Annotated in this window: 22 protein-coding genes and 1 pseudogene; 15 read left to right on the top strand and 8 right to left on the bottom strand. The window is 63.3% G+C overall.

Translation table 11 applies throughout. The annotated features are described in order from the left end of the window. Window positions 1-60: 60 nt before the first annotated feature. Window positions 61-1,422, bottom strand: coding sequence for a short-chain fatty acid transporter (locus J9789_RS08025; RefSeq protein ID WP_209344295.1), 1,362 nt, complete (start codon window positions 1,420-1,422; stop codon window positions 61-63). 310 nt (window positions 1,423-1,732) lie between these two features. Continuing rightward, entirely contained in the window at window positions 1,733-2,746 is a 1,014-nt protein-coding gene (gene asnA / locus J9789_RS08020) for an aspartate--ammonia ligase (protein ID WP_209344294.1), read from the bottom strand. A gap of 202 nt (window positions 2,747-2,948) precedes the next feature. Here asnA and J9789_RS08015 point away from each other — a divergent pair, with 202 nt between their 5' ends. Continuing rightward, complete coding sequence (locus J9789_RS08015) at window positions 2,949-3,977, top strand: YeiH family protein (protein ID WP_209344292.1); 1,029 nt, start codon at window positions 2,949-2,951, stop codon at window positions 3,975-3,977. 3 nt (window positions 3,978-3,980) lie between these two features. Here J9789_RS08015 and J9789_RS08010 read toward each other — a convergent pair whose 3' ends face one another. After that, window positions 3,981-5,300 (bottom strand): MATE family efflux transporter, encoded by a 1,320-nt coding sequence (locus tag J9789_RS08010; protein ID WP_209344290.1) that lies wholly within the window; start codon window positions 5,298-5,300, stop codon window positions 3,981-3,983. Window positions 5,301-5,467: 167 nt separating this feature from the next. On the opposite strand from J9789_RS08010, the gene J9789_RS08005 reads away from it, so the two are divergent. Continuing rightward, complete coding sequence (locus J9789_RS08005; protein WP_209344288.1) at window positions 5,468-6,676, top strand: NADP-dependent isocitrate dehydrogenase; 1,209 nt, start codon at window positions 5,468-5,470, stop codon at window positions 6,674-6,676. 50 nt (window positions 6,677-6,726) lie between these two features. Here the strand turns inward: J9789_RS08005 and J9789_RS08000 are convergent, their stop codons facing one another. The 4 genes and pseudogenes from J9789_RS08000 to J9789_RS17280 form a co-directional block, all read right to left on the bottom strand. Beyond that, window positions 6,727-7,311, bottom strand: a complete 585-nt coding sequence (locus J9789_RS08000) for a dipicolinate synthase subunit B (RefSeq protein WP_209344286.1) — start codon at window positions 7,309-7,311, stop codon at window positions 6,727-6,729. 2 nt (window positions 7,312-7,313) lie between these two features. After that, window positions 7,314-7,466, bottom strand: a pseudogene (locus tag J9789_RS07995) (dipicolinate synthase); the annotation flags it as partial. Continuing rightward, window positions 7,441-8,892 carry a recombinase family protein gene (locus J9789_RS17400; RefSeq protein WP_209344284.1) on the bottom strand — a complete coding sequence of 484 codons (1,452 nt, stop codon included), beginning with the start codon at window positions 8,890-8,892 and terminating at the stop codon, window positions 7,441-7,443. The gene J9789_RS17400 and the pseudogene J9789_RS07995, both read right to left, overlap by 26 nt. Continuing rightward, window positions 8,874-8,996, bottom strand: coding sequence for a hypothetical protein (locus tag J9789_RS17280; RefSeq protein ID WP_280842638.1), 123 nt, complete (start codon window positions 8,994-8,996; stop codon window positions 8,874-8,876). The genes J9789_RS17400 and J9789_RS17280 overlap by 19 nt, the downstream gene beginning before the upstream one ends. 180 nt (window positions 8,997-9,176) lie before the next feature. On the opposite strand from J9789_RS17280, the gene thiS reads away from it, so the two are divergent. The 5 genes from thiS to J9789_RS07965 are packed head-to-tail and all read left to right on the top strand — an operon-like array spanning window position 9,177 to window position 12,583. After that, window positions 9,177-9,374 carry a sulfur carrier protein ThiS gene (thiS, locus tag J9789_RS07985; RefSeq protein WP_209344282.1) on the top strand — a complete coding sequence of 66 codons (198 nt, stop codon included), beginning with the start codon at window positions 9,177-9,179 and terminating at the stop codon, window positions 9,372-9,374. Window positions 9,375-9,376: 2 nt separating this feature from the next. Further along, window positions 9,377-10,006, top strand: a complete 630-nt coding sequence (thiF, locus tag J9789_RS07980) for a sulfur carrier protein ThiS adenylyltransferase ThiF (RefSeq protein ID WP_209344280.1) — start codon at window positions 9,377-9,379, stop codon at window positions 10,004-10,006. Window positions 10,007-10,032: 26 nt separating this feature from the next. Continuing rightward, the gene (locus J9789_RS07975) at window positions 10,033-10,797 is read left to right on the top strand and encodes a thiazole synthase (RefSeq protein WP_209344279.1); all 765 of its coding nucleotides are present in this window, start codon (window positions 10,033-10,035) and stop codon (window positions 10,795-10,797) included. Window positions 10,798-10,812: 15 nt separating this feature from the next. Then, window positions 10,813-12,000 (top strand): 2-iminoacetate synthase ThiH, encoded by a 1,188-nt coding sequence (gene thiH, locus J9789_RS07970; protein ID WP_209344276.1) that lies wholly within the window; start codon window positions 10,813-10,815, stop codon window positions 11,998-12,000. Beyond that, on the top strand, window positions 11,987-12,583 hold the full coding sequence (locus tag J9789_RS07965; RefSeq protein WP_245185147.1) for a thiamine phosphate synthase: 597 nt from the start codon (window positions 11,987-11,989) through the stop codon (window positions 12,581-12,583). The genes thiH and J9789_RS07965 overlap by 14 nt, the downstream gene beginning before the upstream one ends. On the opposite strand, the gene J9789_RS07960 is transcribed toward J9789_RS07965, so the two are convergent. After that, window positions 12,525-13,334 carry a dipicolinate synthase subunit DpsA gene (locus tag J9789_RS07960; RefSeq protein ID WP_209344274.1) on the bottom strand — a complete coding sequence of 270 codons (810 nt, stop codon included), beginning with the start codon at window positions 13,332-13,334 and terminating at the stop codon, window positions 12,525-12,527. The two genes, J9789_RS07965 and J9789_RS07960, sit on opposite strands and share 59 nt — an antisense overlap. Before the next feature lie 132 nt (window positions 13,335-13,466). On the opposite strand from J9789_RS07960, the gene J9789_RS07955 reads away from it, so the two are divergent. From J9789_RS07955 to aroQ, 8 genes are all read left to right on the top strand, one after another. Continuing rightward, window positions 13,467-14,837 carry an MATE family efflux transporter gene (locus tag J9789_RS07955; protein WP_209344272.1) on the top strand — a complete coding sequence of 457 codons (1,371 nt, stop codon included), beginning with the start codon at window positions 13,467-13,469 and terminating at the stop codon, window positions 14,835-14,837. A 373-nt stretch (window positions 14,838-15,210) separates the two neighbouring features. After that, on the top strand, window positions 15,211-16,230 hold the full coding sequence (gene aroF / locus J9789_RS07950; RefSeq protein ID WP_209344270.1) for a 3-deoxy-7-phosphoheptulonate synthase: 1,020 nt from the start codon (window positions 15,211-15,213) through the stop codon (window positions 16,228-16,230). Between the two features lie 45 nt (window positions 16,231-16,275). Then, window positions 16,276-17,340 (top strand): 3-dehydroquinate synthase, encoded by a 1,065-nt coding sequence (aroB, locus tag J9789_RS07945; RefSeq protein ID WP_209344268.1) that lies wholly within the window; start codon window positions 16,276-16,278, stop codon window positions 17,338-17,340. Then, a complete protein-coding gene (gene aroA / locus J9789_RS07940) occupies window positions 17,337-18,566 on the top strand; it encodes a 3-phosphoshikimate 1-carboxyvinyltransferase (protein ID WP_209344266.1) in 1,230 nt (409 codons plus the stop codon). Before aroB ends, aroA begins: the two co-directional genes overlap by 4 nt. Then, window positions 18,563-19,597 carry a chorismate synthase gene (gene aroC / locus J9789_RS07935; RefSeq protein ID WP_348633663.1) on the top strand — a complete coding sequence of 345 codons (1,035 nt, stop codon included), beginning with the start codon at window positions 18,563-18,565 and terminating at the stop codon, window positions 19,595-19,597. The genes aroA and aroC overlap by 4 nt, the downstream gene beginning before the upstream one ends. 79 nt (window positions 19,598-19,676) lie before the next feature. Beyond that, on the top strand, window positions 19,677-20,840 hold the full coding sequence (gene pheA / locus J9789_RS07930) for a prephenate dehydratase (RefSeq protein WP_209344263.1): 1,164 nt from the start codon (window positions 19,677-19,679) through the stop codon (window positions 20,838-20,840). After that, complete coding sequence (locus J9789_RS07925; protein ID WP_209344261.1) at window positions 20,837-21,331, top strand: shikimate kinase; 495 nt, start codon at window positions 20,837-20,839, stop codon at window positions 21,329-21,331. Before pheA ends, J9789_RS07925 begins: the two co-directional genes overlap by 4 nt. Beyond that, window positions 21,328-21,783 carry a type II 3-dehydroquinate dehydratase gene (gene aroQ / locus J9789_RS07920; protein ID WP_209344259.1) on the top strand — a complete coding sequence of 152 codons (456 nt, stop codon included), beginning with the start codon at window positions 21,328-21,330 and terminating at the stop codon, window positions 21,781-21,783. The genes J9789_RS07925 and aroQ overlap by 4 nt, the downstream gene beginning before the upstream one ends. The last annotated feature ends 8 nt before the right edge of the window (window positions 21,784-21,791 follow it).

Genomic DNA, 21,791 nt, shown 5'->3' with positions numbered 1-21,791 from the left:
CGCCAATGGCGCTCCCCGTTGTGCACGGAGCCGGTTGGTGGGATCAATTTATGGGGCTGCTTAGAAGAACAGACCCCACAGCAGGAAGCCGCCGCAGGCCACAACGCCGGTGAACAGCAGAACGATCACCAGATAGCCCATGACGTTGCGGGCGGACAGACCGGCGATACCCAGGGCAGGCAGAGCCCAGAAGGGCTGGATCATGTTGGTCCACTGGTCGCCCCAGGCAATAGCCATGGCGGCGCGGCCATACTCGATGCCCATCTCGGTAGCGGCGGGCATGACGATGGGAGCCTGAACGGCCCACTGGCCGCCGCCGGAGGGAACGAAGAAGTTGATGATACCGGCGGACAGGAAGGTCAGCACCGGGAAGGTGACATCGTTGGACACGTTGGTGAAGAAGTTGGCGATGATACCGGCCAGGGAAACGCCGTCAGCGTTGGAAGCCACCATCAGGCCCATGATACCGGCATAGAAGGGGAACTGGAGCAGGATGCCAGCAGCGCCGGCAGCGGCGTCGCCGATGGCGTCAACGTACTTGCGCAGGTCGCCGTGGAGCAGAATGCCCAGGAACAGGAAGATCATGTTGACGATGTTCAGGTCCAGGTTGAAGCCCTTCTGCACGAAGTAGTACACGATGTAGGCAAAGCCCAGCACCAGGGTGATGACCCACAGGATGCGGCTGTGCTCGATCTTGTCAGCGGGGGTCTCGATCTTGTACTCCCGCTCCTTCTCGTCCACCAGCAGGGCGGGATCCACCACGATGGTGTGATCCTTGTCGGGGTGCATGGCGTAGTTGACGAAAGGCATCAGCACCAGAATCACGCCCACCATCAGCAGGTTCATGGGATGGAAGATGGTGGCGCTGGTGGGAGCGTAATAGCTGACACCCAGGATCTCGGTACCGGCCTCGGCGCCGATCTGCAGGGGGATGGAGCCGGACAGACCGGCGTGCCAGATCACGAAGCCGGAGTAAGCGGCGGCGATCAGCAGGGGATAGTCCACATCCTTCACGCGCTTGGCAACCTCGCGGGCCAGCAGAGCGCCGGCGATGAGGCCAAAGCCCCAGTTCAGCCAGCAGCAGATGGTGGACACAAAGGTGGTGATCAGGATAGCGGAGCGCTTGTTATGAGCCAGGGACGCAATGGCGCCCAGAGCACGCTTACACACCTTGGCGGAAGCCATGGCGGAGCCAAGCACCAGCACCAGAGCCATCTGCATAGCGAAAGCCAGCAGGCTCCAGAAGCCGTCCTTGGTAGCACCCTTGCCGCCCCAGGCCCAGATCAGTTCCAGGGGACCCTGCTGGGTACCGGCCATGGCGGCGATAAAGACCACGATGGTCAGGATGATGGCGAACAGGAAGGGATCGGGCAGCCAACGGTTGACCACACGAACACACCCGTTCGTGAACTTTTTGAACATTACGATTTCCTCCTCACTCTCACACGTTCACACAGGGACACACATGATCTCACCAAACACACTGGCATTATAGTAAGTACCCCCTGTCATGTCAACAGGGACCGGGTAGTTTAGTGGAAAATGACGAAAAATGAAAATAAGCCATAAGAAGTGAAAATGGAAAAGAAATCACACGATTAGGACAAAAAAGCACCGGTCTGTTTCAAATAGACCGGTGCCTGAAGGGAAGAGGCTGGAAATTTCGTGGGTTAATGCTGTAAAAAGTGACGAGAACCAGAAGAAAACAGTGGTTTACTGAACTGTAAGATAATTACAGCAAAATAACACCCGCATCCTGGCAGGCCTGGATGGTCTGCTCGTCCCACACACTGGCCTGGACCTCGCCGATGTGGGCCTTGCCCAGCAGCAACATACACAGCCGGGACTGGCCGATGCCGCCGCCGATGGTGAGGGGCAGCTTGCCCTCCAGCAGCATCTTGTGGAAGGGCAGCTCTCGGCGGTCGTCACAGCCGGCGATGGTGAGCTGACGGTCCATGGCGGCGGGGTCCACCCGGATGCCCATGGAGGACACCTCAAAGGCCCGCTCCAGCACCGGGTTCCACAGCAGGATATCGCCGTTCAGGTTCCAGTCGTCGTAGTCGGGGGCGCGGCCGTCGTGGGGCTTGCCCGACTTGAGGGCGCCGCCGATGCCCATGAGGAAGGTGGTGGGATGCTCCTTCACCCAGGCATCCTCCCGCTCCTTGGGGGACAGGTCGGGCCAGCGGTCCTCCAGCTCCTGAGTAGTGACAAAGGACACCTCGGTGTCCAGGGGGGGCAGGGCGGTGAGCTGGGGGAAGACGGAGCGCAGGGTAGACTGGGTCTCTGCCATGGCCTTGACGATGGTGGTGACGGTGGCCTTCAGATAGTCCACGGTCCGGTCCCGGGGGGCGATGACCTTTTCCCAGTCCCACTGGTCCACGTAGACCGAGTGGAGGTTATCCAGCTCCTCATCCCGGCGGATGGCGTTCATGTCGGTGTACAGGCCCTCGCCCACCGAGAACTGGTAGCGGTACAGGGCCATGCGCTTCCACTTGGCCAGGGAGTGGACCACCTGGGCGTCCCGGCCGGCATCGGGAATATCAAAGGATACGGCACGCTCCACGCCGTTCAGGTCGTCGTTGAGGCCGGTGGAGGCCTCCACGAACAGGGGGGCGGACACACGGCGCAGGTGCAGGGCGCCGCCCAGGGTGTCCTCAAAGAGGCGCTTGAGCAGGCCGATGGCCTTCTGAGTATCGTAGAGATTCAGACAGGGGGCATACCCCTGGGGAATGACGGTTTGCAGCATAAAATGATCCTTCTTTCCTGGACTTCGATGCACCACATTATACAAGAAAAGTGCGCCTGCGGCAAGAGCCTCTATTCAACGATGCAATATGGTGAACTATAAAAATTTGTTATGGCGAAATAAAATATCATAAGTTTACATGATGGAAAAAGAGAGATATACTGCATGTGAACGATGCAGATGTTGGAAGGAGTCATTTGTTATGAAGCAATGGAGCGAGCGCATCCAGGGAATCTTGCTGTGTCTGGCCGTGGCCATCCCCTGTTGGCTGTTGGGTAAGGCGGTGCCGGTGATCGGCGGGCCGGTGTTTGCCATATTGGCAGGTATGGTGATCGCCCTGTTTTACCGGGAGAAGAAGAGCACCCAGGCGGGCATCGCCTACACATCGAAGTATATTTTGCAGTTGGCGGTGATACTGCTGGGCTTTGGCCTGAACCTGGGCCAGGTGGCCGAAGTGGGTCTGACCTCCCTGCCCATCATTGTTTCCACCATCGGCACCTCTCTGGTGGTGGCCTTCGCGCTACATAAGGTGATGAAGCTCCCCACCAACATTTCCACGCTGGTGGGTGTGGGCTCTTCCATCTGCGGCGGCTCTGCCATCGCCGCCACCGCACCGGTGATCGGGGCGGATGATGAAGAGATCGCCCAGTCCATCTCGGTGATTTTCCTGTTCAACATTGCCGCGGCATTGGTGTTCCCTACCTTTGGAGAGATGCTTGGCCTGAGCAATGAGGGCTTTGGCCTGTTTGCCGGTACGGCGGTGAACGATACCTCTTCGGTGACGGCTGCCGCCGCCGCATGGGACGGGATGCACCCCGGGGCCAACACCCTGGATACCGCCACCATTGTCAAGCTCACCCGCACCCTGGCCATCATTCCCATTACGCTGGCGCTGGCCTTCTTCCGTGTGGTCCGGGCCAAGCGGGCCGGCGGGGAGAAGGAGGGCGACTTCAATCTCCGAAAAATTTTCCCCTTCTTCATTCTGTTCTTCGTGCTGGCCTCGGTGATCACCACGGTGTGTTCCTCTATCGGCGTGGACAGCGGGGTATTTGCTCCCTTCAAAGAGCTGAGCAAATTCTTCATCGTCATGGCCATGGGGGCCATCGGTCTGAATACGGACCTGGTGAAGCTGGTGAAGACCGGCGGCAAGCCCATTCTCATGGGTGCCTGCTGCTGGGTTGCCATTACGGCGGTCAGCTTGGGCATGCAGCACGTGCTGGGGATTTGGTAAGACTCAGAGTGGATGCTTGCGGAATACCTGCCGGACCCGGATGAGGAAGCAGATGATACGCACGATCCAGTCGCCCACCATGGCGATCCACACGCCGATGACGCCCAGACCGAAGTGGACGCCCAGAATGTAGCTGCACCCCAGCCGCACGATGATCATGGAGCAGATGGAGATGACCATGGGTACCTTCACGTCACCGGTGGCCCGCAGGGCGTTGGGCATGGTAAAGGCCATGGGCCAGAACAGCATGGCGCAGCCGTTGTGGATGAAAATAAGGACGGTGGCGTACCAGTGGGTCTCGGGGGTCAGGCTGTACAGGCTGAGGATCAGGGGCAGACCCAGCAGCAGGGCTCCGTTGAGGACCCAGGTGAAGAGGTAGGTCATCTTCACCAGCTTGACGGTGTAGAAGCGGACCTGATCCCAGGCCTCCGCGCCCACGCATTGGCCCACCACGGTGATGAGAGCCAGGCCCATGGCGGTGCCGGGGATGACGCCGAAGTTGTCGATGTTGTTGGCCACCGCGTTGGCGGCGGTCTGGGCGGTGCCGAAGGTGGAGATTAGGCTGACCAGCAGCACCCGGCCCAGCTGGAAGAAGCAGTTCTCCAGGCCGTTTGGGATGCCGATGCGCAGGATACGGCCCATCATGGGCGGGTCGAACTGGAACTTCAGCAGGCCGGACACCCGCACCGGATTGCGATGGCTGTGGAGGAGCACCAGCATGATACCGGCCGCAACCATACGGGAGAACAGGGAGGACAGGGCCACGCCGTCCACCCCACGGTGGAAGACGAAGACAAAGATGGCGTTGCCTACGATGTTCTGCCCGTTCATCCAGGCAGAGACATACATGGAGGCCTTGGAGTTGCCCATGGCCCGCAGCAGGGCGGCGCAGCCATTGTACAGGGCAATAAAGGGGTAGGACAGGGCGGAGATGATGAAGTAGGTCACCGCGCCCTCCATCACCGCCGGTTCCACCTGGCCGAAGAGCAGCCCCAGCAGGGGACGGCACAGAACCAGGGACAGGGCCATAATAATGAGGGCGGCGGCGGTGACGATGTACATCAGCTGGTTGGCGGAACGGTTGGCCCGCTCCAGGTTTTCTGCGCCGATGGACTGGGCGCACACCACCGCGCCGCCGGTGGCCAGGGCGGAAAAGACGTTGATGATGAGCACGTTGATCAGATCCACCAGGGCCACGCTGGACACGGCGGCCTCACCGGCGGAGGAGACCATCATGATGTCGGCCATGCCTACCATGACGGCCAGGAACTGCTCAATGATCAGGGGAATGATGAGTTTTTTCAGGGCTTGCTTGTTAAACACGGGGGTCACTCTCTTTTTCTTTGCGGATTTTAAAAGTATACTCCCCCCGGCGGCGGGGCCGCAATGGGCAAAACCCACAGGATTGGCCCTCCATGTGCCGCTTGCCTTTTCACCGGAATGGGGGTATAATTTTTTCCGAAATTGCAGAAAAACGCAAGGAGGAGACCATGGAAAAGATTCAGATGACCACCCCCCTGGTGGAGATGGACGGCGACGAGATGACCCGGGTGCTGTGGCAGCAGATCAAGGACGAGCTGCTCCTGCCCTTCATCGACCTGAAGACCGAGTACTACGACCTGGGCCTGCCCCATCGGGAGGAGACCGGGGATCAGGTGACCGTGGACTCCGCCGAGGCCACCAAGAAGTATGGCGTGGCAGTCAAGTGCGCCACCATCACCCCCAACGCCCAGCGTGTGGAGGAGTACAAGCTCTCCCAGATGTGGAAGTCCCCCAACGGCACCATCCGTGCCATCCTGGACGGCACCGTGTTCCGTGCCCCCATCATGGTCAAGGGCATTTCCCCGGTGGTGAAGACCTGGAAACGCCCCATCACCATCGCCCGTCACGCCTACGGCGACGTGTATAAGTCCACCGAGTACCGGGTGCCCGGTCCCGGCAAGGCCGAGCTGGTGTTCACCGGCGAGGACGGCAAGGAGCAGTTCCGCCAGACCATCTATGACTTCGAGTGCGGCGGCGTGCTTCAGGGCCAGTACAACAAGGACAGCTCCATCCGCTCCTTTGCCCACGCCTGCTTCCAGTACGCCATCGACACCAAGCAGGACCTGTGGTTTGCCACCAAGGATACCATCTCCAAGAAGTACGACCATACCTTTAAGGATATCTTCCAGGAGATCTTTGACGAGCAGTACAAGGCCAAGTTCGATGAGCTGGGCATCGAGTACTTCTACACCCTCATCGACGACGCCGTGGCCCGTGTGGTCCGCTCTCAGGGCGGCTTTATCTGGGCCTGCAAGAACTACGACGGCGACGTGATGAGCGACATGGTGTCCACCGCCTTCGGCTCCCTGGCCATGATGACCTCCGTGTTGGTCAGCCCCGACGGCAAGTACGAGTACGAGGCCGCCCACGGCACCGTCACCCGCCACTACTACAAGTACCTGAAGGGGGAGGAGACCTCCACCAACCCGGTGGCCACCCTCTTTGCCTGGTCTGGTGCCCTGCGCAAGCGCGGCGAGCTGGACGGCAACGCCGACCTGATGGCCTTTGCCGACAAGCTGGAGAAGGCCACCATCGACACCATCGAGGGCGGCGTCATGACCAAGGACCTGGTTGGCCTGTGGGAGGGCGAGACTCCCGCCCAGGGCGTCAACTCCCTGGATTTCCTGAAGGCCATCCGTGCCAAGCTGGAAGCCTAAGTACATCCTATGAAAAAAGCCTGCCGCATCGCGGCAGGCTTTTTTTGCCCTCAGGCGGGGCTGCCCAGCAGCAGAGGTTGGAGCTGGCGGCCCTCCAGGGCGGCGGCAATGGCGTCGGGCACCAGGGAGAAGTCGGCCACCAGGGAGGTGGGCTTGCCCTGGGGATCGTCCTGCCGGAAGGGGACGAAATAGACGTGCTTCTTGTCCAGCAGGGCCCCGATGTTTTTGGCTGAGGCGGCCAGAGCGTCGTTGGTGGCGGGGCAGAGCACCAGGGGCCGGCCGTTGCGCAGGTGGGCCTTGGCCGCCAGGGTAACGGTGGAGTCGGTGATGCCGTTTGCCAGCTTTGCCAGGGTGTTGCCGGTGCAGGGACAGATCACCAGCACATCCAGCAGCTTTTTGGGGCCGATGGGCTCCGCCTTCACCAGAGAGTCGATCACCCGCTTGTCGCAGATGCGCTCCATCTCCCGCATGAACTCATGGGCCGGGCCGAACCGGGTGTCGTTGGCAGCGGCAGCCTCCGACACGATGGGGGTCACGTCCCCAAACCGGGCTTTCACCCGCTCCAGGGCGGTCATAGCCATGCTCAATGTACAAAAGGATCCGCAAAAGGCGAATCCAACCTTCACTTGTTCCATGCTCACACTCCCATTTCCCGCAATATGTTATAAATGGTGGTCTGGATGCACCGGCCCGCCGTCACCGGCGCCACCTTGCCGGGCAGGGACAGAGCCCAGATGACCTTGACCCCCAGCCGGGCTGCCGCCTCAAAGTCCACCCCGGCTGGTGTGGCAAAGGTGCGGGTCCTGGAAGCGGAAGGAGAGGGTGAGTGAGCCGCCTGCCCCGATTTCGATTCGTTCCACCAGAGCCAGCAGAGCTGGGCGGGACAGCAGGTCGGGCAGGGAAGGGGGCGGAGCGGCGGGAGGGGTCAGGGTAGCCAGCCGCCCCTCCACCTGCCGGACGGCGGCCCGATGGGCCTCCAGCAGGGCGGGAAACTCCTCCGGTTCCAGCACCCCCGCCGCCCGGTCCCGGTAGAGCGCGGCCCCCGCCTGACGGAGCAGCCGCAGCTCCCCCTCCAGGGCCCGGCGGGTTTTGGCATCCTCTTGGACGGGAACAGAAGCAGGGAGAACCACCCCGGCGGTGAGCCGGTCCAGCTCCTTTTTGAGGGCGGAGAGGATCTTGTCCTCGGCCATCCGGTGGGAGGTGCAGCCGCCGTTGGTGCGGGAGCGGCGGCAGAGCAGATAAAGCCGCTTTCCCTCCTTCACATAGGCCATGGGGGAGTGGCAGTCCCCGCAGAAGGCCAGTCCGGTGAGCCGGTGGGGCGGGCCGCCCCTGGGGGTGTAGCTCCGCACCGTCAGCAGGGCCTGCACCCGGTCGAAGTCGGCCTGGGACACTAGGGGCTGGTGGGTGTTGGGCACCACGGTCCAGTCTTCCGGCCTGTGGTAGCGGCGGCGGTCCACCTTGTAGCCCGCCTTCTCCGAGCGGTTCTGGGTCAGGTGACCGGCGTAGGTGGGGTTGGTGAGCACCCGGCGCACCATGGTATCACTCCATACCCCCGGCGGCCCGCCCTTGCACTGGGCGGGAGTGGGTACCCCCGACTCCGTCAGGGCCCGGGCGGTCCCCCGCACCGAGGTGCGGGCCAGGTAGGTGGAAAAGACGGCCTGGGCCACCCAGGCGGTATTGGGATCGGGGAGGAGATGACCCTTGCGGTCCGAGTCCTTGCGATAGCCCAGAGGCGGGGCGGCGCCGATGAACAGCCCGCCCTTCCGCCGGGTGTCCAGGGCGGCCCGCACCTTGCGGGAGATGTCGGCGGTGTAGAAGTCGTTGGCGGCCGCCAGAAAGGGCAGGGCGATGGCACTCTGCCCGGCGGCGGTGTCAAAGCCCTCGGCGGCGGCCACATAGCGCACCCCGTGGGCGGGGAAGTAGCACTGGTAGTAGTATACCGTCCCCGCCTGGTCCCGACCCAGCCGGGACAGGTCCTTGGTGAGCACCAGGTCGATGCGCCCCGCCTCAATGTCGGCCAGCAGGGCCTGAAAGCCGGGGCGGCGGAAGTTGGTGCCCGTCCAGCCGTCGTCCTGGTAGATCTGTTCCACCGTCCAGCCCCGCCCGGCGGCGTAGTCCAGCAGATAGGCCCGCTGATTTTCGATGCTCATGGACTCCCCCGCCCCCTCGTCCTCCCGGGAGAGGCGGAGGTAGAGCCCTACCCGCGCCCCGCCCACGGCGGCTCCTCCGTTTTGGGCCCGGACAGCAAGGTAGCCAGCACATCCTCCAGGGTGGGACCCTCCTGGGGAAAGGTACAGATCACGTCCATAGGTTCCTGCATACACACCCTCCTTTCTCCACCAGATTTACGGCGGCGGCGGGAAATTATGCCTTGACAAGGGAAAGGTCGGGTGCTATCGTATTGCTCAGAGTGAAGCCAAAAAGGCATCACGAAGGGGTACACCACCGCGGGTGTAGTTCTTCGTGATGCCTTTTTTTGTTGCGCAAAAGGAGGGAAAGCATGCTGCAAGTCAATGGACAGACCATGGACCAGACCGGGCTGAGCACCGTGCAGGACCTGCTGGACAAGCAGGGCTGGAAGGCCGCCCAGGTGGCGGTGGAGCACAACGGCGCCATCCTGAAACGGGAGGAGTTTTCCACAACTGCCCTGTCCGATGGGGATAAACTGGAGGTGGTCCGGTTCGTGGGAGGTGGATAACCATGGACCGGGAGACGCTGGAACAGGCCCTCATCGCCCGCCACGGGGCGGAGAACCAGAAGAAATTTGCCGCCGCCTCGGTGGGGGTCGCGGGCCTGGGGGGCCTGGGCTCCCACATCGCCGTCCACCTGGCCCGGCTGGGGGTGGGGCGGCTGGTGCTGGCCGACTTTGACCAGGTGGATGTGACCAACCTGAACCGGCAGCACTATTTCATCCACCACCTGGGACGGCATAAGACCGAGGCCCTGGCGGAGCAGCTGCGGCAGATCAACCCATGGCTGGACTACGAGGTCCACACCTGCAAGGTAACGGCGGACAACGCCTGTACCCTGTTTCAGGGATGCCAGGTGGTGTGCGAGGCCTTTGACCAGGCAGACCAGAAGGCCATGCTGACCCAGGCTATCCTCACCGGCCTTCCGGACACCCTGCTGGTGGCGGGCTCCGGTATGGCGGGAAGCGGCTCGGCCAACACCATCCGCACCCGGAAGGCCATGGGACGCTTCTACCTCTGCGGCGACGGAGAGAGCGACATTGAACAGGGCCAGGGGCTGATGGCCCCCCGGGTGGCGGTGTGCGCGGCACATCAGGCCACCATGGTCATGCGGCTGCTGCTGGGACAGACAGAGCCGTAACACAGAACAGAAAGGAACGAAGAACAATGGCAGACGAACTGATTCTGGGCGGACACGCCTTTACTTCCCGATTCATCCTGGGCTCGGGCAAATACTCTCTGGACCTGATCCGGGCGGCGGTGGAGCACGCCGGGGCCCAGATCATCACCCTGGCCCTCCGCCGGGCCAACTCGGACACCGACAGCATCCTGGACCACATCCCGGAGGGGGTCACTCTGCTGCCCAACACCTCCGGCGCCCGCAACGCCGATGAGGCGGTGCGCATCGCCCGGCTGGCCCGGGCCTGCGGCTGCGGCGACTTTGTGAAGATCGAGATCATGCGGGACAGCAAGTACCTGCTGCCCGACAACTACGAGACCATCAAGGCCACTGAGATCCTGGCCAAGGAGGGCTTCGTAGTCATGCCCTACATGTATCCCGATCTGAACGTGGCCCGGGACCTGGTGAACGCCGGCGCTGCCTGCGTCATGCCTCTGGGCGCCCCCATCGGCTCCAACAAGGGCCTGGCTACGAAGGAATTTATCCGCATTCTCATTGATGAGATCAGCCTGCCCGTCATCGTAGATGCCGGCATCGGCCGACCCTCCCAGGCCTGCGAGGCCATGGAGATGGGCGCTGCTGCCGTGATGGCCAATACCGCCATCGCCACCGCCGGAGACATCGCGGCCATGGCCGGTGCTTTCAAGTCCGCCATTGAGGCGGGCCGGGCGGCCTATCTGGCCGGTCTGGGCCGGGTACTGGACCACGGGGCGGCGGCTTCCTCCCCCCTCACCGGATTTCTGGCGGACTGAAAGGAGGGTTTGAGCATGGATCAGCCTATGGAAGGCATCACCGTGGTAGAGGTCAAGGACAAGATCGACCACATGACCTATCTCCCCGGTATGGAACAGATCGATCCCTCCGTGCGCCAGCAGGTGGTTGCGGCACGGGCGGGCTATGACGAGACTGCCTACACCGCTCAGGACGTGCGAGCTGCTCTGGATGCCGATGTGCGTACCCCGGAGCACTTTGCCGCCCTGCTCTCCCCGGCAGCCGAGCCCTTCCTGGAGGAGATGGCTCAGAAGGCCCGGATGGAGAAGCGGCGCTACTTCGGCGACAACGTGTACCTCTTCACCCCCATCTACATCTCCAACTACTGTGAGAACTACTGCATCTACTGCGGCTTCAACTGCCACAACAAGATCCGCCGGGCCAAGCTGGACATGGCGGGTATCGAGGCGGAGATGGCTGCCATCGCCAAGACCGGCCTGGAGGAGATCCTCATCCTCACCGGCGAGAGCCGCAAGATGAGCGATGTACAGTACATCGGCGAGGCCTGTAAGATCGCCCGGAAATACTTCAAGATGGTGGGCATCGAGGTCTACCCCATGAACGTGGATGAGTACGCCTACCTCCACCAGTGCGGGGTGGACTACGTCACCGTATTCCAGGAGACCTACGACGATACCCGGTATGAGCAGCTCCACCTGTCGGGCCACAAGCGCATCTTTCCCTACCGGGTGGAGGCCCAGGAGCGGGCTCTCATGGGCGGCATGCGGAGGGTGGCCTTTGCCGCCCTGCTGGGTCTGGATGACTTCCGCAAGGACGCTTTTGCTACCGGCATGCACGCCTGGCTTCTCCAGCGCAAGTACCCCCACGCTGAGATCTCCTTCTCCTGCCCCCGGCTGCGGCCCATCGTCAACAACGACAAGATCAACCCCAAGGACGTCCACGAGCGGCAGCTGCTCCAGGTCATGTGCGCCTACCGGCTCTTCATGCCCTTTGCCGGCATGACCATCTCCACCCGGGAGCGAGCGGGCTTCCGGGATCGGGTTATCGACATTGCCGCCACCAAGATCTCCGCCGGCGTGTCCACCGGCATCGGCGGCCACACCGGAGAGGAGGAGGGCGACGACCAGTTTGAGATTGCCGACGGCCGCAATGTGGACCAGGTGGCTCAGGCCATCCGGGACCAGGGCCTTCAGCCGGTGATGAACGACTATGTCTATGTTTGATCTGGTGTGCGTCACCCACCGGGGGCTGTGTGCCGACGACCTGCCCCGACGGGTGGGCGAGCTGTGCCGGGGCGGCATCAGCCGGATCATTTTGCGGGAAAAGGACCTGAGCGAGGCGGAATATGAGGCCCTGGCCCGGCAGGTGCTGGACGCCGGGGGAGACAAGGTGGTGCTCCACCACTTTCCCCAGGTGTGCCAAAGGCTGGGGGTGTCCCGACTCCACCTGTCCCTGGGGGAGCTGGAGGCCTATCCCGCCCTGCGGGCGCAGGTGAAGCTGCTGGGGGTGTCCATCCACGCTCCTGAGGAGGCCATCCGGGCTCAGGCTCTGGGGGCGGACTATGTCACCGCCGGGCACGTCTTTGCAACGGATTGCAAAAAGGGCCTGCCCGGCCGGGGTCTGGACTTTCTGCGGGCGGTGTGCAGTGCGGTGGACATCCCGGTGTACGCCATCGGGGGGATCGGGCCGGACAATCTGGCCGATGTGGCCCGGACTGGAGCGGCGGGGGCCTGCCTGATGAGCGGCCTCATGACCTGCCCCCATCCGGCGCAGACGGTACGGGAACTGCGGGAAAGACTGCCCTGAGCTTTGCCACACCAGCCCCCCCTGGCTTGGAGGCCAGGTCGATGACCAGACAGCCCGGCTTCAGGTCACTCAGCTCGGTGAGGCCCAGCACCGGAGCGGGGACGGTGTTGACCACCAGGTCATAGCCGCACAGCCAGCCCGCCAGGTGCTCGGTCTGCTCGCCGCAGTAGCCGCAGCTCTCCGCCCAGGCCAGGTCGGACCACTTGCGGGCGGCCACGCTCACTTTGGCCCCCAGACCGGCCAGCCGCCGGGCCAGGGCCTTGCCGATGCGGCCGAAGCCGATGACCAGCACCCGGGCCCCGTGGAGGGTGATGGGCAGCTCCTCCAGGGCGATCTGGATGGCCCCTTCGGCGGTGGGCACGGCATTGGCCACCGCCAGCTCCTCCCGGGCAAAGTAGTCTTGCAGGACCAGGCCCCGCTCCGCCGCCAGGGCGGTGAGAGTGGGACCTACCATCCCAGCGCACACCAGCTGGCCGGGCCGCAGGGGGGCCAACAGCTCCGCCAGCGGCCGGGGGCGGTCGGACAGGGGGGTATGAAGCAGTCCGCCCTCCTCCTCCGCCGGCAGGGGCAGGATCACACAGTCGGCCAGCTCCGCGCCGGCCGGGTCCTCTTCCATATGGACCCCGGCCAGAGGGCCGTGGCCCTCCAGGGCCCAGGTATGTACCGTGTGGCCGTCGGCTGCCAGCAGCTCCGCCAGTTTGGCCTGCCGCAGGTCGCCTCCCGCCACCCACAGGTTCAATTCATGTCTCATGGCGCGTGCCCTCCGTTCCCAGTGACTGCTCCATCCTATTCCGTCTGCCGGGAAGGGTGACTGGCCGCCTTGACTTTTCCGCTCCGCAGGCTAATAATAAAGGAATATCACAGAGAGCGGAGATGGAACCCAATGAATCGCAATGAGCAGAATCGACTGACGGAGGGCAGCGTCCCAAAAAAGATGCTGGCCTTTGCCCTGCCCATCTTTTTGAGCAACCTGTTCCAGCAGATGTACAATGCTGTGGACTCCCTCATCGTGGGCAACTTCATCGGCCGAGCCGCTCTGGCGGCGGTCAGCTCCTCCAGTAGCATGATTTTGCTGATGGTGGGCTTTATCAACGGCGTGTCACTGGGCGCGGGCGTACTCATCGCCCGGTACTACGGGGCGGAGGACGACGACAACATGGAACGGGCCGTCCACACCACCGTGGCCCTGGGCCTGACAGCAGGTGTGATCTTGACGGCGGTGGGCGTGATCTTGACGCCCCAGATCCTGAAGTGGATCGGCACCCCCGCCGACGTGATTGAGAATTCCATCCTCTACTTCCGGATCTACTTCTGCGGTTCCTCCGCCGTGGTGCTCTACAACATGGGGGCCAGTATCCTCCAGTCGGTGGGTGACAGCCGCAGTCCCATGAAGTACCTCATCGCCGCCTCCCTCACCAATGTGGTGCTGGACCTGCTCTTCGTGGCGGTGCTCCACATGGGAGTGGGCAGCGCCGCCCTGGCCACCATCCTCAGCCAGTGCCTGGCCGCCTTCCTGGCCTTCCGCAAGCTGACCCTCACCAAGGAGGGCTACCGGGTGAACTGGCGGCGGGTGCGCTTTGAGGGCCCCACCTTCAAGCGGATCATTACCCTGGGTATCCCCTCCGGCGTGCAGAGCTCGGTGGTCTCCCTGGCCAACGTCATCGTCCAGGCCAACATCAACGCCTTTGAGTCGGCGGCTATGGCGGGCTGCGGCGCTTACAGCCGCATTGAGGGCTTCGCCTTCCTGCCGGTGACCTGCTTCGCCCTGGCTCTGTCCACCTTTGTGAGCCAGAACGTAGGCGCCCGGAAGTTTGACCGGGTGCGGGCGGGTATGAAATTTGGCCTGCTGTGCAGCCCCCTGCTGGCGGAACTCATCGGAGCGATTATCTTCCTGGCCTCCCCGCTGCTGGTGGCCGCCTTCAACAGCGAACCGGAGGTGGTGGCCTTTGGTACCGCCTACGCCCGCACCGTGTCCCTGTTCTACTGCCTGCTGGCTTTCTCCCACTGCTGCGCCGGTATCCTGCGAGGCATGGGACGACCCATCGTGCCCATGGCCATTATGCTGGCGGTTTGGTGTGCCCTGCGCATCACCTACATCACCATCACGGTCAGCATCATCCCGGACATCCGGGTGGTGTACTGGGCCTACCCCTTGACCTGGTCCATTAGCTCGGTGCTCTTCGCCCTGTGCCTGCGGCAGCTGCTGCGCCACATGCCGGAGGGAGAGTCCCAGAACGGACATATCCACATCTGAGCACAGTGCCCCGGCGGGAACCGATCCCGCCAGGGCATTCTGTTATGGGAAACTTGCAGGGCGGAAGAGGAAGAAAGAGGCGCATTTGTACACAATTGCGGTTGCAATCCGGGGCGGGAGGGGTTATAATGACTGCAACCTGGAAAAGTGAGGCGCGCAAGTATGTCCAAACGTTCCCTCACAACTGCATCCTTCCTGTTTTCCTATGGCTGGGCTCGATTTATGGGCACCGGCTTTTTTGGCATGGGAAAATAAGAGGATGGAGTGAATGGGTGGGCCTTATAGGGCCGGATCACACCTTGTATGTATGACAGGGCGCTCATTGATTTCATCAATGGGCGCCCATTTTGTATTTTGAAAGGAAGCGAGCATCATGGTAGTTGTTATGAAGCCCGGTACCCGCCAGGCGGATATTGACCAGCTGGTCGGCAAGCTGAAGGAACAGGGCCTGGAGGTTGGCATCACCAACGGCGTGGGCTGCACCATTCTGGGCCTGGTGGGCGACACCACCGCTGTGGATATGGACAAGATCTCCATCAACCCCAACGTGGAGCGAGTCATGCGTGTGCAGGAGCCCTACAAGAAGGCCAACCGCAAGTTCCACCCCGAGGACACCGTGGTCACCGTGGGCAATGCCAAGATCGGCGGGGGCTACTTCTCCGTCATCGCCGGTCCCTGCTCGGTGGAAAGCGAGGCGCAGATCTGCGCCGTGGCCGAGGACGTGAAGCGCTCCGGCGCGGCCATGCTGCGGGGCGGCGCCTTCAAGCCCCGTACCTCCCCCTACTCCTTCCAGGGCATGGGCACCGCCGGTCTGGATCTGCTGGTGGAGGCCCGGGCCAAGACCGGTCTGCCCATCGTCACCGAGATCATGGACCCCCGGATGTGCGAGCTCTTCGAGCGTGAGGTGGATGTGGTCCAGGTGGGCGCCCGCAACATGCAGAACTTCGAGCTGCTGAAGGAAGTGGGCAAGATGAGCAAGCCCATCCTGCTCAAGCGGGGCCTGTCCAACACCTACGAGGAGTGGATCATGTCTGCCGAGTACATTATGGCCTCCGGCAATGAGAACGTGATCCTGTGCGAGCGGGGCGTGCGCACCTTTGAGACCTACACCCGCAACACTCTGGACGTGTCCGCCATCCCCGCCATCAAGCAGATGAGCCACCTGCCCATCATCGTGGACCCCTCCCACGCCGCCGGTATGTACTGGATGGTGGAGCCCCTGGCCCTGGCCGCCGTGGCGGCGGGCGCTGACGGCCTCATCATTGAGGTCCACAACGACCCCGCCCACGCCAAGTGCGACGGCCAGCAGTCCCTGACCCCCCAGAAGTTCGACGCTCTGATGCACAAGGTGGGGGCCCTGGTTGACCTGGTTGAAAAGAAACTGGTAAAATAAGCGCAGCATGACAACCCACGCTGTTGTGGAAAGGATGGGACAGCCATGAAAACCCTCACCGTCGCCCTGCCGGGGCGGGAATATGATATCCTGATTCAGCGGGGTCTGCTGGATCGGGCGGGCCAGCTGTGCCGGGCCGCTCTGCCCAGAGCCAGCTGCCTTTTTGTGGTGACCGACTCCACGGTGGGCCCCCTGTACCTGAACCGGGTCATCCCTCCTCTGGAGGCCGCCGGCTTTAAGACCGCTGTCTGCGAGATTCCAGCCGGGGAGGCCTCCAAGTGTGCCGGAGAGCTCACCCGTCTGTGGGAGTGCATGATGGACTTTGGCCTCACCCGCACCGACGCCGTGGTGGCCCTGGGCGGCGGCGTGGTGGGGGACCTGGCGGGCTTTGCCGCTGCCACCATCCTGCGGGGGGTGGACTTTGTCCAGATCCCCACCACCCTGCTCTCCCAGGTGGACTCCTCCGTGGGCGGCAAGGTGGCCATCGACCTCCAGGCGGGCAAGAATCTGGCCGGTGCCTTCTGGCAGCCCAAGCTGGTACTGATGGACCCGGAGACTCTGAACACCCTGCCCGACGCCACCTTCGCCGACGGCATGGCGGAGGTCATTAAGTACGGCTGCATCCTGGACGGCGCCTTCTTCGATTTCCTGGCCGCCCGGCCCAGCCGGGAGGGAATCATGGCGGAAATCGAACACGTTTTGTATACCTGCTGCAATTTAAAACGAATGGTAGTGGAAGAAGACGAGCGGGACACAGGAAAACGGATGCTCCTCAACTTCGGCCACACCCTGGGCCACGCCTATGAGAAGGCGGGCCACTATGAGACATGGACCCACGGCCAGGCGGTGGCTGCCGGTATGGTGCGTGCGTCCCAACTGGGGGAGACCCTGGGCATCACCCCGGCGGGGACGGCGGATCGTGTCGCCGCCCTGCTCACCCCCCTGGGCCTGCCGGTGGACATCCCCTGCACCCATGAGGAGTACGCCGCCGCCATCGGCCTGGATAAGAAGGGGGCGGGGGCGGATATCAGCGTGATCCTGCTGGAAGAGATGGGCCGTGCCATCCCCCATAAAATGCCCAAAGCCGCACTGCTGGAGGAACTGAAATGAACGTGACCATTACGCCCACCCCGCTGGCGGGAGCGGTGACCCCGCCCCCCTCCAAGAGCCAGGCCCACCGGCTCATCATTGCCGCCGCTCTGTCCGACGGCTTCTGTAAGCTGTCCAACGTGGACCTGTCGGAGGACATTCAGGCCACCCTGCGGTGTATGCGCACCCTGGACGCCGACGCCTCTGCCGACGGCACCATCATCCGGGGCGCCGACCTGGTGGACGGCCACGAGGAGCCCGCCTCTGAGGTGATGGACTGCGGAGAGAGCGGTTCCACCCTCCGTTTTCTCATTCCGGTGGCCCTGGCCCTCAAAGGAGGCGGCAAGTTCACCGGCCACGAGCGGCTGATGGAGCGGCCCCAGGAGCCCTACTTTGCCCTCTTCCGGGAGAAGGGCATCTTCTATGAGCAGAAGGATGGAGTGCTGACGGTACGGGGCAAGCTGACTCCCGGAGACTACACCCTGCCGGGTAACGTGTCCTCCCAGTTTATCACCGGCCTGCTGTACGCCCTGCCCCTGCTGGAGGGGGACAGCCGGATTCTGCTCACCACCGATCTGGAGAGCCGGGGCTATGTGGATATGACCCTGGACGCCCTGGAGCAGTTCGGGGTAAAGGCGGAGTACGACGGAGCCCGCACCTTCCATGTGCCGGGCAATCAGTACTACCAGCACCGGGATCTGGCCATCGAGGCAGACTGGTCCAACGCCGCCTTCTGGTATGGGGCGGTGAGCCTGGGGTGCCAGGTAGATATCCAGGGGCTCAATGCCTATTCCGTCCAGGGGGATATGCACATCGTGCCCTATTTCATGAAGCTGCAGGGGCAGGGGGCGGTGGACCTGGACGTGAGCCAGTGCCCCGACCTGGTGCCCCCGCTGGCTGCCATGGCTGCCTTGCGGGCAGGGGAAACCACCCGCATTGTCAATGCCGGGCGGCTGCGCATCAAGGAGAGTGACCGGCTGGCCACCGTGACCGAGGTGCTCAACGCCCTGGGCGCCCAGGTGGAGGAGCATGAAGACTACCTGGTGATCCACGGGTGGGAGAAGTTAGCGGGGGGCGTCACTGTCTCCGGCCACAACGACCACCGTATCGCCATGATGGCGGCCATTGCCGCCATCCGGTGTGAGGAGCCGGTGACCATCACCGGCGCGGAGTGCGTGAAAAAGTCCTATCCCCGGTTCTGGGAGGATTACCGCAGATTGGGAGGAAAACTGACATGCGACATATGATCTTCGGCGAATCCCACGGCCCCGCTATCGGCGTGGTGCTGGAGGGGGTGCCCGCCGGACTGGAGCTGGATCTGGAACAGGTGCAGAAGGAGCTGGACCGGCGGAAGCCGGGCCAGGACCCCACCGCCACTGCCCGGAAAGAGAGCGACCTGGTGGAGGTGCTCTCCGGAGTGTTTGAGGGCAAGACCACCGGGGCTCCCCTGGCCATGGTGATCCACAACTCCGACCAGCACTCCAAGGACTACGAATCCATCCGGTACACCCCCCGGCCCAGCCACGGGGATTACGCCGGATTTATCAAGAGCAAGGGCTGCCTGGACTATCGGGGGGGCGGTCACTTCTCCGGCCGACTCACCGCGCCCCTGGTGGCTGCTGGCGCGGTAGCCAAGCAGGTGCTGGCCGGTCATGGCGTGAAGGTGGGGGCCCACATCAGCTCCATCTACGGTATCTGCGACGCTGCCCTGGAGGACCCGGAGGACCTGAAGGGTGTGGCCGCCAAGGCCTTCCCGGTGCTGGACGACAGCAAGGGGGAGGAGATGCGCCAGGCCATTCTGGAGGCCAAGGAGGAGCAGGACAGTGTAGGCGGCGCCATCGAGTGCGCCGTCACCGGCCTGCCCGCCGGGCTGGGCGCTCCCGACTTCGGCTGCAATGTGGAGGGCATCTTTTCCCAGTACCTCTTTGCGGTACCTGCGGTGAAGGGCATCGAGTTCGGCGCCGGTGTGGCCTTCTCCCTCATGCGGGGCAGCGAGGCCAACGACCCCTTCGCCGTGGAGGACGGCAAGGTGGTCACCAAGACCAACCACGCCGGCGGCGTCAACGGCGGCATCACCAACGGCATGCCGGTGACCTTTGAGGTCACCATCCGGCCCACCCCCTCCATTGCCCTGCCCCAGGAGAGCGTGGATCTGCGCACCGGGGAAGAGGTGGAGATGGAGATCAAGGGCCGGCATGATCCCTGCATCGTGCCCCGGGCTGTGCCGGTCATCGAGGCGGCGGCGGCGCTGGCTGCCTGCCAAGTGCTGGGGATCTGAAATGTGCGGGCCGATGAGGGCATCGGCCCCTACGTAGGGGCGGGTGCCCACACCCGCCCGTAAAAAGGAGCGATGGAACATGACCGAACTGGAGCAATATCGGCAGGAGATCGACCGCATTGACGGGGAACTGGTGCAGCTCTTTTTGCAGCGGATGGCTGTTACCGGCAAGGTGGGGGAATATAAGCAGCGGGAGGGCATTCCCGTGCTGGATGCCGGCCGGGAGAAGCAGGTCATCGCCGCCAAGACGGCCCTTACCGACGACCCCGCCCGCAAGGCGGATCTGGCCGCCCTTTATGAGAGCATCATGGCCATCTCCCGCCGTCAGCAGCGCCACCTGGTGAAGGAGGGGACGGAGGACCCGGGCTACGCCGCCTATCTGGCTGATGTGGCCAAGGCACGCCAGCCAGTGGCCAATCCCCGGGTGGCTTACCAGGGGGAGCCGGGCTGCTACAGCGAGGAGGCCACCGTAGGCTACTTCGGCAAGGACGTGAACAGCGTGGGCAAGCCCTGGTTCAACGACGTCTTTGCCGCCCTGGAAAGCGGCGAGGTGGACTACGCCGTGTTGCCGGTGGAGAACTCCTCCACCGGGTCCATCCGTCAGGTATACGATCTGATGGCCCAGTATCATTATTATATTGTAGGGGAGTGGCAGGTGCCGGTGGAGCACTGCCTGATGGCGCTGCCCGGGGTGGAGCTGGCTGACATCAAGACGGTATACTCCCACGAGCAGGGCCTGATGCAGAGCGAGAAGTATCTGGACGCCCACCGGGACTGGAAGCGGGTGCCCACCCTGGACACCGCCGGTTCCGCCAAGCTGGTGGCGGAGAAGGGGGACCGCACCGCCGCCGCCATCTGCTCCAAGCGGGCCGCCGAGCTGTACGGCCTCAACATCCTGGCCGAGCGGGTCAACCACAACACCATGAACCACACCCGGTTTGCGGTGGTGTCCCCGGTGCCCGAGCTGCGGCCCGACCGCAACAAGATCAGCGCCGTGTTCCGTCTGCCCCACCAGAGCGGCTCCCTCCATGAGATCCTCACCATCTTCGCCGTTCAGGGGCTCAACCTGCTGAAGATCGAGTCCCGGCCCATTCCCGGCCGGGGATTTGAGTATCTCTTCTTCCTGGACTTCACCGGTGACCTCACCGCCCCCGGCATGGACGGGGTGCTCCACGAGCTGAGCCAGCTGGCCACCGAGGTGCGCATTCTGGGCAACTACAAGGCCTGGGAGGAGCAGGCATGAGGGACAATGTGGTGCTCATCGGTATGATGGGCTGCGGCAAGTCCACGGTGGGAAAGCTGCTGGCCGAAGCGCTGGACTTTGCCTTCGTAGATACCGACCAATATATTGAGGAGGCCCTGGGCCGGACCATCCCCGACATCTTTGCCAAGGAGGGGGAGGCCTTCTTCCGGGACCAGGAGCTGGGCGCGGCGGAGGAGCTAGCCCTGGGGAAGGGTCAGGTCATCGCCTGCGGCGGCGGCCTGCCCACCCGGGCGGATTCCATCGCCTCCCTGAAGTACAGCGGTACTGTGATTTTCCTCCGGCGGGACCCGGGGGAGATCTACGACAACGTGTCCATGGGCGGCCGTCCTCTGGGCCAGCAGGGGAGAGAGGCCTTCCTGGAGCGGTACGCCGGGCGGGAGCCCATCTATCAGGCGTGGGCCGACCATGTGGTGGAGGTACAGGCCACCCCGGAGGAGACCGTCCAGCGGATTTTGGAGGTGCTGAAATGAAATTCCTCATCATCAACGGGCCCAACCTGAACCTGCTGGGCAAGCGGGAGCCGGGCATTTATGGGGAGAATACCTATGGAAGCCTGTGCAAGCGGCTGGAGGACTTCGCTGCCGCCCACGGTTCTACCGCCCACTGCTTCCAGTCCAACCACGAGGGGGCCATCATCGACGCCATTCATGGAGCCGACGGGGTGTATGACGCCATCGTCATGAATCCCGGGGCCTACACCCACTACAGCTACGCCATTCTGGACGCCCTCAAGGCGGTGGATGTGCCCTGCATCGAGGTCCACATCTCCAACGTCCACCAGCGGGAGGAGTTCCGGCACAAGAGCGTTACCGCTCCCGCCTGTGTGGGCCAGATCTGCGGCCTGGGGCTGTACGGCTACGAGGCGGCGATGTCCTACTTTCTCTCGAGAGAGAAAGTAGGCAAAGAGAGCTTCCATAAATGAGCAAGGAG

This window comes from Flavonifractor sp. AGMB03687, assembly GCF_017811815.1.
Classification (GTDB): Bacteria; Bacillota; Clostridia; order Oscillospirales; family Oscillospiraceae; genus Flavonifractor.
This window is presented reverse-complemented; position numbering and strand designations above follow the sequence as displayed.

Excerpts from the sequence above, each read along its gene's own strand:
- J9789_RS08025 (WP_209344295.1), bottom strand. The coding sequence starts at position 1,422 with ATGTTCAAAAAGTTCACGAACGGGTGTGTTCGTGTGGTCAACCGTTGG.
- J9789_RS08000 (WP_209344286.1), bottom strand. The coding sequence starts at position 7,311 with ATGGAACAAGTGAAGGTTGGATTCGCCTTTTGCGGATCCTTTTGTACA.
- aroQ (WP_209344259.1), top strand. The coding sequence starts at position 21,328 with ATGAAATTCCTCATCATCAACGGGCCCAACCTGAACCTGCTGGGCAAG.
- J9789_RS17280 (WP_280842638.1), bottom strand. The coding sequence starts at position 8,996 with ATGCAGGAACCTATGGACGTGATCTGTACCTTTCCCCAGGAGGGTCCC.
- J9789_RS07925 (WP_209344261.1), top strand. The coding sequence starts at position 20,837 with ATGAGGGACAATGTGGTGCTCATCGGTATGATGGGCTGCGGCAAGTCC.
- J9789_RS08005 (WP_209344288.1), top strand. The coding sequence starts at position 5,468 with ATGGAAAAGATTCAGATGACCACCCCCCTGGTGGAGATGGACGGCGAC.
- J9789_RS07965 (WP_245185147.1), top strand. The coding sequence starts at position 11,987 with ATGTCTATGTTTGATCTGGTGTGCGTCACCCACCGGGGGCTGTGTGCC.
- thiS (WP_209344282.1), top strand. The coding sequence starts at position 9,177 with ATGCTGCAAGTCAATGGACAGACCATGGACCAGACCGGGCTGAGCACC.
- aroB (WP_209344268.1), top strand. The coding sequence starts at position 16,276 with ATGAAAACCCTCACCGTCGCCCTGCCGGGGCGGGAATATGATATCCTG.
- aroA (WP_209344266.1), top strand. The coding sequence starts at position 17,337 with ATGAACGTGACCATTACGCCCACCCCGCTGGCGGGAGCGGTGACCCCG.
- thiF (WP_209344280.1), top strand. The coding sequence starts at position 9,377 with ATGGACCGGGAGACGCTGGAACAGGCCCTCATCGCCCGCCACGGGGCG.
- pheA (WP_209344263.1), top strand. The coding sequence starts at position 19,677 with ATGACCGAACTGGAGCAATATCGGCAGGAGATCGACCGCATTGACGGG.
- J9789_RS07960 (WP_209344274.1), bottom strand. The coding sequence starts at position 13,334 with ATGAGACATGAATTGAACCTGTGGGTGGCGGGAGGCGACCTGCGGCAG.
- aroF (WP_209344270.1), top strand. The coding sequence starts at position 15,211 with ATGGTAGTTGTTATGAAGCCCGGTACCCGCCAGGCGGATATTGACCAG.
- asnA (WP_209344294.1), bottom strand. The coding sequence starts at position 2,746 with ATGCTGCAAACCGTCATTCCCCAGGGGTATGCCCCCTGTCTGAATCTC.
- J9789_RS08015 (WP_209344292.1), top strand. The coding sequence starts at position 2,949 with ATGAAGCAATGGAGCGAGCGCATCCAGGGAATCTTGCTGTGTCTGGCC.
- J9789_RS07975 (WP_209344279.1), top strand. The coding sequence starts at position 10,033 with ATGGCAGACGAACTGATTCTGGGCGGACACGCCTTTACTTCCCGATTC.
- J9789_RS07955 (WP_209344272.1), top strand. The coding sequence starts at position 13,467 with ATGAATCGCAATGAGCAGAATCGACTGACGGAGGGCAGCGTCCCAAAA.
- thiH (WP_209344276.1), top strand. The coding sequence starts at position 10,813 with ATGGATCAGCCTATGGAAGGCATCACCGTGGTAGAGGTCAAGGACAAG.
- aroC (WP_348633663.1), top strand. The coding sequence starts at position 18,563 with ATGATCTTCGGCGAATCCCACGGCCCCGCTATCGGCGTGGTGCTGGAG.